The 7,920-nt window shown below is 68.2% G+C and carries 7 protein-coding genes and 1 pseudogene; 1 reads left to right on the top strand and 7 read right to left on the bottom strand.

The features are described 5' to 3' along the window. A pseudogene (locus tag CCN51_RS57170) lies at window positions 1-180 on the bottom strand (TetR family transcriptional regulator); the annotation flags it as partial. A 77-nt stretch (window positions 181-257) separates the two neighbouring features. After that, window positions 258-530 (bottom strand): TetR family transcriptional regulator, encoded by a 273-nt coding sequence (locus CCN51_RS57165; protein ID WP_245881599.1) that lies wholly within the window; start codon window positions 528-530, stop codon window positions 258-260. A gap of 470 nt (window positions 531-1,000) precedes the next feature. Here CCN51_RS57165 and CCN51_RS09940 point away from each other — a divergent pair, with 470 nt between their 5' ends. After that, window positions 1,001-1,948, top strand: a complete 948-nt coding sequence (locus CCN51_RS09940; protein ID WP_014181212.1) for an alpha/beta fold hydrolase — start codon at window positions 1,001-1,003, stop codon at window positions 1,946-1,948. 285 nt (window positions 1,949-2,233) lie between these two features. On the opposite strand, the gene CCN51_RS59595 is transcribed toward CCN51_RS09940, so the two are convergent. The 5 genes from CCN51_RS59595 to CCN51_RS09915 form a co-directional block, all read right to left on the bottom strand. Next, complete coding sequence (locus tag CCN51_RS59595; protein WP_014181213.1) at window positions 2,234-2,548, bottom strand: 2-keto-4-pentenoate hydratase; 315 nt, start codon at window positions 2,546-2,548, stop codon at window positions 2,234-2,236. 502 nt (window positions 2,549-3,050) lie between these two features. Beyond that, window positions 3,051-4,130 carry an integrase core domain-containing protein gene (locus CCN51_RS09930; RefSeq protein WP_086859455.1) on the bottom strand — a complete coding sequence of 360 codons (1,080 nt, stop codon included), beginning with the start codon at window positions 4,128-4,130 and terminating at the stop codon, window positions 3,051-3,053. 213 nt (window positions 4,131-4,343) lie between these two features. Next, complete coding sequence (locus CCN51_RS09925) at window positions 4,344-5,798, bottom strand: aldehyde dehydrogenase (protein ID WP_014181215.1); 1,455 nt, start codon at window positions 5,796-5,798, stop codon at window positions 4,344-4,346. A gap of 87 nt (window positions 5,799-5,885) precedes the next feature. Then, window positions 5,886-6,653: a 3-hydroxyacyl-CoA dehydrogenase gene (locus tag CCN51_RS09920; protein ID WP_014181216.1), complete on the bottom strand. Its 768-nt coding sequence runs from the start codon at window positions 6,651-6,653 to the stop codon at window positions 5,886-5,888. A gap of 44 nt (window positions 6,654-6,697) precedes the next feature. Beyond that, window positions 6,698-7,864: a thiolase family protein gene (locus CCN51_RS09915; RefSeq protein WP_014181217.1), complete on the bottom strand. Its 1,167-nt coding sequence runs from the start codon at window positions 7,862-7,864 to the stop codon at window positions 6,698-6,700. Window positions 7,865-7,920 lie beyond the last annotated feature (56 nt).

The raw sequence follows: 7,920 nt of genomic DNA, 5'->3' as shown, positions 1-7,920 counted from the left end.
GGGTTTGGGGGGTGTGATGGCGGGGCGCGCCTGGTGCAGGCAATGCTTCAGCTTTTGCAGGTAGTCGTCGAAGGATTCGCCTGGGTCCCATGCCTGGTATGCGGTGTTTTGTGCTGCGGTTGCCAGGTTGAGCTGCAGGGTTGCGGCAAGGGAGTCGCCGTCAGGGGTGCGTGGTGTCATCCATGCCCTCAGGTCGGCCTCGAACTGTTCGCCGATAATGTCCCAACTCGACTTTGCCAGGGCTGGAGAGTGGGCCTTCAGTCGTCGTTGCAGCGGCAGTCGGTTGCCGAGGATCTCGTTGAAGCCAACCAGGATCGCGGCCAGTGAGTCCCACAGGGGCNNGGGTCCTGGTCGAAGACGACGGCTTCCTTGCCGGCGAAGTAGTTGAAGAAGGTGCTGCGGGAGACGCCGACCGCGGCGGCGATCTCCTCGACGCTGACGGCCTCGAACCCGCGCTCGTCGAACAGTTGGAGCGCGGCGGTCCGAATGGCGCGCCGGGCCGCCAGCTTCTTTTGTTCACGCAGGTTCATGACTCACCCTCCGAGTCGAGCATAGAGAACCAAACGCCATCCATGTTTACACGCCATCCAAATACCTGGCCCCTGGAGCCGGTGTGCGGCTGTGAGTCCTAGGGATGGCCAGGCCGGTCGCATCATTCGCGTGCCGTGCCGTTGGTTGCACGCTTGTGCGGGCGGGCCTGTGCTCGAGCGCGCTGACAAAGGCGTGGCGAGTACCTCAGGAAGCTGAAGAGCGGGGCTGCTGGGGCCGCGCGTGATGGCGGCGATGACTCGCCCTCCCGAATCGAGCCTAGAAACATAAACGGCATGCATCTGGTTGCACGCAGTCCAATTTTCTGTATGGTGAAACGCGTCGGGATGCGGTCCCCCGGATGACCAGGCCGGTCATACCTTTCGCGCGCACTGGAAACGACGCGGCCCCCTGGCTCACCCGCGCACCACAGTCCACGACTGCCATCTACCGCGAAGGACCTACCGCCACCATGAATGCCCCCACTGGATCAACCACGACCGCCGCAGCCGTCGAGTCGGAGGAGCCGCTCAGCTCCGGCTTCGACGCGGCGACCAAGGATGACGTCGAATTTGCCGAGCACTTTCGGCACTGCTTCACCACCATCGACGATGTGCAGATGCACTACGTGATCGGTGGCGACGGTCCGCAGGTGATGGTGCTGCTGCACGGCTGGCCGCACAGTTGGTACGTGTACCGCGAGATCATGCCCTCGCTGCTGCCCGGCCGTACCGTCATCGCGATCGACCTGCCAGGCATGGGCGACTCGACCGGAAACCCGCCGTCCATGGCCAGGACGGTTCTGGCCACCTATGTCCACCGGCTGCTCAATCACCTCGGCTACCGCGAGAACGTGCAGGTCGTCGCCCACGACTTCGGCGCAGGTGTCGCCTACCCGCTGGCCGCCCAGTACCGCCGTCAGGTGGCGGGGCTGTTCCTCATGGACTACACGGTGGTTGGCAAGAACGCGAAGGCCGCCGACCTCACATCGCTGTCGTTTCACTTCTCCTTCAATCAGCAGAACCCGCTCGCGGAGGAACTGGTAACCGACCGGGTCGAGACCTTCCTCACCCGCTGCTTCCAGTCGATGAAGTCCGGTGTCGGCGAGCCCGTCTCCGATAGCGAACTGACCGAGTACGTCAGGGTGTTCTCTCGTTCGCAAGTCCTGCACGCCGGCTTCGAGCTCTACCGGGTCTGGGACCAGGACGAAACCGAGAACGCCGAGCTGCAGGCGACCCCGCTGACCATCCCGGTCCGTCTGCTCACTCAGTCCGGCCTCGTCTCGTTCATGCTGCCGTCCCTCAAGGACTGCGCCCCCGAGGCCACCGGCAGCGATGTCCCCGGCGCCGGGCACTTCCTCGTCCACGAAGCACCCGACCGCGTCCTGGCCGAGATCAACGCCTTCTACCCCACCCGCTGACCACCGTCTCGACAGGGCCCCGAGCGCGCTCGGGGCCCATGGCCGTCACTCGCCAGGCTTCTTCGGATCGGGCGGCGAGGCTCGCGGTCCGGGTGAGGTCGGTCATCGGACCTAGCGCCCCGGTCAGCGCCATGTCCCTGGCCCAGCGGAGTGTTGAAGGTGGCGAGGGCGTCAGCGAGCCAGACGGCGGCGGTGAGCGGATAGCCCAGGCAGTTTGGCGCCGGTGCCCTGCGAGACCGTCGCGTCGTCGCGGGTCAGCGTCATCACGCTCGTGCGCAGGTCCACTCAGGCCAGCGGGACCGGTACGGCGCCGACGGCGAAGGCCCCGGACGAGCCGTTGTCGGCAATCGTGTCCGCCAGGTCGATGTCCCAGTTCGCGATCCGGCTGTCCACGACCTCCAGTACGGGGAGCGCGAATACGGCTGCCCGGACGACGTCGGCGCCGGTGTGCCGGCCGAGATCCAGATCTTGTTCCAGGAGGAGAGCGACCTCGGCCTCCGCGCCTTCAACCGTCCGGAGATTCTGTGTGCTGCCGGCGTCGACCCTGCTCCGCAGCGCTCCGGCCCGACCCGGCGACAGTCCCTCACCACGCAAGCCCATGGCATCATCGCGGCCGCCAAACCACCCACCGCGGCAACTGCCACCGGCCTTGAGGCCCGCCGAATTCGACGACAACCCATACTTAACAGCCTGATCAACGAGTACAACCGAACCGTCTGACCGAACAGCATTGCTGATGGGGCTATTTGAATCTGGCTCTGTCCGCAGTTCCGTGAATCCCCAGGTCAGGGGCAGGAACGGGGGATCGTTTCAGCAGGGTGTTTCCTGCCATAGCGAGCAAGACGGTCGAGGATGTGCTGATTCCCGGGATCGATGTGCGAGTGGAGCGCGTCAGCGACTCCTCCGGCGGCCTGGTGGTGGAGGCGGTATCCACCAGCCGTCCGGGCCGATGCCCGGACTGCCGGAAGCAGGCGAGGCGTGTGCACAGTTCGTACCAACGCACTGTGGACGGGCGGCCGTTAGGCTCTCGTAGGTCGTGGTCCGGCTCCGGGTCCGCAGGTATTTCTGCGACCTGTGCCGCTCGAAAAGTCGTCGCTGCACGTCACGCGGCGTATCGATACTCGCTGATGAGGCCGCCGAGGATGCGGGTTCGCAGCAGTCGGTGAGCGCCGGTGTCCGTTGCAGCAGGCTCATTCTGGGCAGCGGGTGGTAGTTGGGTGCGGGCCTGGTGGGCCCGGTGCTCGTTGTAGTGGCTCTGGTAGACAGCAAGGACTTGTCGGGCATGCGCTTCGCCCAGAATGAGGACGTGGTCGAGGACCTCGCGGCGGATGCTGCCGATGACGCGTTCGCAGTGGGCGTTCATCCGAGGTGCTCGTGGCGCGCTCTTGATCACGTTCAGTTCCTCGGCCTTGAAGACGGCGTCGAATGCCTCGCCGTACTTGCCGTCCCGATCGCGCAGCAGGAACCGCAGGGACTCCATGCGCATGCCGAGGTCAGCGGCGAGATTCCTTGCCTGCTGCACCGTCCATCCCTGCGTCGGGTTGGCGGTGACGCCGGTGATGTGCAGGCGCCGGGTGCCGTGCTCGAGGAAGGCCGGCGCGTACAGCCGCCTGCCGAGCGCGGTGTCGATGTGGAAGAAGTCCGCCGCGATGATGCCCTCGGCTTGCGCGCTGAGGAACTCACGCCAGGTCGGACCGGAGCGACGCGGCGCCGGGTCGATGCCCGCTGCGTGCAGGATCTGCCACACCGTCGAGGCTGCGATCCGGTGTCCGAGCCGAGCCAACTCGCCCTGGATCCGCCGGTGGCCCCAGCGCGGATTCTCGTCGGCCAGTCGCAGGACGAGGTTCTTGGTCGCCATGGCGGCGGGCGGTCGACCGGTGCGTCGGCGCGCGCTGTAGTCCCACTTCGCGGCGATGAACCTGCGGTGCCGGCGGAGCAGGGTACTGGGGGTGACCGGGAAGACCTCGCGCCAGCGCAGCCGGGGTATGAGTCCGGACAGGGCTGCGAACCAGAACCGGTCCGCTGGCTCGTAGCTGACTGCTCGGGTCAGATGTCGGCGCAGGACCGCATTCTCGTGGCGGAGTACGAGTAGCTCCGCATCCTTCGCGGCATCGCTGCGGAGTAACGTCGATGGGAGGGAGATCAACTTGCGGGTCATCTTGTACAGCAGGCGTACGAACATCCGGTCATGCTCCCAGTCGACGACCCGTCACCTCCGCCACCTGCAGCGACGGACTTTTCGAGCGGCACACGATCTCTTCCTTGAGTACCGCCCAGAACCCCGCGGCTCTGGGTGCCCGCGCCCTTGTGCGCTCGCCGAGTCCGGTGATGCGCATGCGGGCGGCGCCCGGGCACGTGTGGGTGTCCTGGGTACCGCCCGTGGCGCCGGCCGGGATCAGGCCGGCAGGTAGACCGACTGCCACTCCAGGTAGGCGCTCAGCCCTTCGGGGCCTAGTTCGCGGCCCAGGCCACTGGCGCGCCGACCGCCGAACGGGGAGTTGAAGTCGAGTCGGTAGCCGTTGACACCGATGCTGCCGGTGCGCACCCGGCGGGCGATGGCCGTGCCGCGCTCCTGGTCGGCGGTCCAGACGGTGCCGCCGAGGCCGAACTCGGAGTCGTTGGCGAGAGCTACGGCCTCGTCGTCCGAGGCGTACGGGGTGACGACGAGGACGGGGCCGAAGATCTCCTCGCGGGCGATGATCATGTCCGGCCGTACGTCGCCGAAGACCGTCGGCTCGAGGTACCAGCCGCGCTCCAGGTGGGCGGGGCGCCTGCCGCCCGTCGTGAGCCGGGCGCCCTCGGAGTGGCCGGAGGTGATGTATTTCTCGATGCGCTCGCGCTGGTGAGCGGACACCACGGGGCCAACGGCCGTGGCCGGGTCGAGCGGGTCGCCGACCGGGAGGCCGGAAGCCAGGGCGGAGACCGCGTCGAGCACCTCGGCGTAGCGGGCGGCCGGCGCGAGGACGCGGGTGCTGCTGTAGCAGGTCTGGCCGTTGTTGGCGAACGAGGCGCCCACAAGCCCCTTCATGGTGGCGTCGAGGTCGGCGTCGTCCAGGATGATCGCCGCCGACTTGCCGCCGAGCTCCAGGGTGACCGGCCGTAGCAGCCGCCCGCAGACCTCGGCGATCGCACGACCGGCCGGAGTGGAACCGGTGAAGGCGACCTTGTCTACACCGGGGTGTGCGACGAGGGACTCGCCCGCTTCGAGGGCCCCGGGCACGATGTTCAGTACGCCGGGCGGCAGTCCCGCCTCAGCGGCGGCCTCGGCCAGGACGTACGCGTCCAGTGAGGTCTCCAGCGCGGGTTTGAGGACGATCGCGCAACCCGCTGCGAGCGCAGGTGCGACCTTCATGATGGCGAGCGTCTGCGGATAGTTCCACGGCACGATCGCCCCCACGACCCCGACCGGCTCCCGCCGCACGAGAGTGGTGGTGCCGGTGAAGGAAGGCCGCCGCTCCTCCCACTCGAAGGTGCGGGCGAGATGTGCGTAGTAGCGCAGGATCGCAGCCGTGCTGTGCCCGTTGACCTGCGGGGACATGGCGATCGGCATGCCGTTCTGGAGGGAGACCAGACGGCCGAGCTCGTCGGCACGGGCCTCGATGGCGGCGGCGAACCGCTCCATGGCGTCAGCGCGTTCGGCCGGGCTCGCTGCGGGCCAGGAGGCGTCAGGGGCGTCCAGGGCGCGGCGAGCGGCGGTCACCGCGGCATCGATGTCCTTGGCGCCTGCGACCGGGACCCGTCCGATCGGCTCCTCGGTGGAGGCGCCGATGACGGTGTAGGTATCTGAGCCGAGCGGCTGCTGCCAGTCGCCGTCGATGTAGAAGGAGGTGTGCTCCGTGTAGCTGTCCATGTCCATGTCCCTGCGTGGGGTCTAGGGGCCGGGTGCACCCTGTAAACGACTATTCATATGTGAATATACTCGCTGAGGGTGGCCGTGTCAGCGTGGAGCCATGCGAATCGCCCCGTCTAGTCGGATGACCTCGCCGTTCAGCATGGGGTTCTCGGTGATGTGCTGGACCAGCGCGGCGTACTCGGCGGGGCGGCCCAGGCGGCTGGGGTGGGGGACCTGGGCGCCGAGCGAGGCCTTGGCCTCCTCGGGCAGCCCGGCGAGCATCGGCGTCTCGAACAGCCCCGGGGCGATGGTCATGACGCGGATGCGGTGGCTCGCCAGGTCCCGGGCGACGGGCAGGGTGAGGCCGACCACGCCGCCCTTCGAGGCGGAGTACGCGGCCTGCCCGATCTGACCTTCGTACGCGGCCACGGACGCGGTGTTGATGATCACGCCGCGTTCCTCCCCGCCCCCGGTCAGCTCCTGCGCTGCCATCCTCTCGGCGGCTAGCCGGATCACGTTGAAGGTGCCGATCAAATTGACCTGGATTGTGCGAGCGAAGTCGGACAGAGGGAAGGGGCCGCTCTTGCTCAGCGTCCGGGCGGCGGTACCGATGCCGGCGCAGTTGACGGCGATCCTCGGTTCGCCGAGACTTGCCGCCGCGTCGAGCGCGGCCCTCACGTCGGCTTCGCTGGTGACGTCGGTGGGCGCGAAGACGGCCCGGTCGCCGAGTTCAGCGGCGACCGCCTTGCCGTCGGAGGAGGGAAGGTCGGCCAGGACCACCGACGCTCCGGCGTCGAGCAGCCGGCGGGCGGTGGCGAGACCGAGGCCCGAGGCCCCGCCGGTGATGAGGGCGACGTTGCCTGCGATGTCCATGCTGGGGGTTCTCCTGATCTGGGGGAGGGATGGATGACGTACCGTCAGAGGCGTTCGATGATGGTGGCGTTGGCCATGCCGCCGCCCTCACACATGGTCTGGAGGCCGTAGCGGCCGCCGGTTGCTTCCAGGTGGTTCACGAGGGTGGCGAGCAGCCGGGTGCCGGAGGCGCCGAGCGGGTGGCCGAGCGCGATGGCGCCGCCGCGCGGGTTGAGGCGCTTGGGGTCGGCATCGAATTCGCGCTGCCACAGCAGCGGCACAGGGGCGAACGCCTCGTTCACCTCGTAGGCGTCGACAGCGTCGATGGACAGGCCAGAACGGTCGAGGACCTTGTGGGTGGCCGGGATGACTCCGTCGAGCATCAGCAGCGGGTCGGATCCGGAGACCGCGAAGGAGTGGTAACGGGCACGGGGACGCAGGCCGAGTCGATCGGCGGTTGCGGCGCTCATGATCAGGGCGGCGGAGGCGCCGTCGGTGAGCGGCGAGGAGTTGCCGGGCGTGATGCGCCAGCCGATCTCCGGAAAGCGCTCGACCCCAGGCACACCGGTGAAGGCGGGCTTGAGCCCGGCCAGGCCCGAGGCAGTGGTCGTCGCTCGGATGGTCTCGTCCACTGTGTGGCTGCCGACGGGGACGATCTCCTGCTCGAAGCCGCCGGCCTCCGTGGTGGCCCAGGCGCGCTGATGGGAACGTTCCGCGAAGGCATCCAGCTCCTCACGATCCAGCTTCCAGCGCACGGTGAGGAGCTCGGCGGATATGCCCTGCGGGATCAGTCCCTCCGGGTAACGGCGCCGCAGCCCCTCGCCGGAGGCATCGACGCCGCCCGCGCTGGAGCCCATCGGCACCCGGCTCATCGACTCCACGCCGCAGGCGATCACGATGTCGTACGCCCCCGCGAGTACCCCCTGTGCGGCAAAGTGCCCGGCCTGCTGGCTGGAGCCACACTGCCGGTCGACGGTGGTCGCGGGCACCGACTCGGGGAAGCCGGCCGCCAGCAACGCGGTACGGGTGATGTTGAAGGCCTGCTCGCCGGACTGCGAGACGCAGCCGCCGATCACGTCGTCCACCAGGGCGGGGTCGAGGCCATTGCGCTCGACGAGGGCGTCGAGCACGGTGGCCAGGAGGTCGGCGGGGTGGTGGCCGGACAGGGCGCCGCCGGGCTTGCCCTTGCCGGACGCGGTACGCACCACGTCGACGATGACGGCGTCGTTCATGCTGGGCATCTGAGTTCCTTCACTGCTCAAGTCGACTGGTCGACTGGGGATGGCCG

Origin of the sequence: Streptomyces milbemycinicus, assembly GCF_002154605.1 — a bacterium.
Taxonomy (GTDB): Bacteria; Actinomycetota; Actinomycetes; order Streptomycetales; family Streptomycetaceae; genus Streptomyces; species Streptomyces milbemycinicus.
Note: the sequence above shows the minus strand (reverse complement) of the source record. Positions and strands in the feature narration are given on the sequence as shown.

Bases quoted from the DNA above. Each gene is read 5' to 3' on its own strand.
- CCN51_RS09915 (WP_014181217.1), bottom strand. From the start codon at position 7,864: ATGAACGACGCCGTCATCGTCGACGTGGTGCGTACCGCGTCCGGCAAG.
- CCN51_RS59595 (WP_014181213.1), bottom strand. From the start codon at position 2,548: ATGGGCTTGCGTGGTGAGGGACTGTCGCCGGGTCGGGCCGGAGCGCTG.
- CCN51_RS09925 (WP_014181215.1), bottom strand. From the start codon at position 5,798: ATGGACAGCTACACGGAGCACACCTCCTTCTACATCGACGGCGACTGG.
- CCN51_RS09920 (WP_014181216.1), bottom strand. From the start codon at position 6,653: ATGGACATCGCAGGCAACGTCGCCCTCATCACCGGCGGGGCCTCGGGC.
- CCN51_RS09930 (WP_086859455.1), bottom strand. From the start codon at position 4,130: ATGTTCGTACGCCTGCTGTACAAGATGACCCGCAAGTTGATCTCCCTC.
- CCN51_RS09940 (WP_014181212.1), top strand. From the start codon at position 1,001: ATGAATGCCCCCACTGGATCAACCACGACCGCCGCAGCCGTCGAGTCG.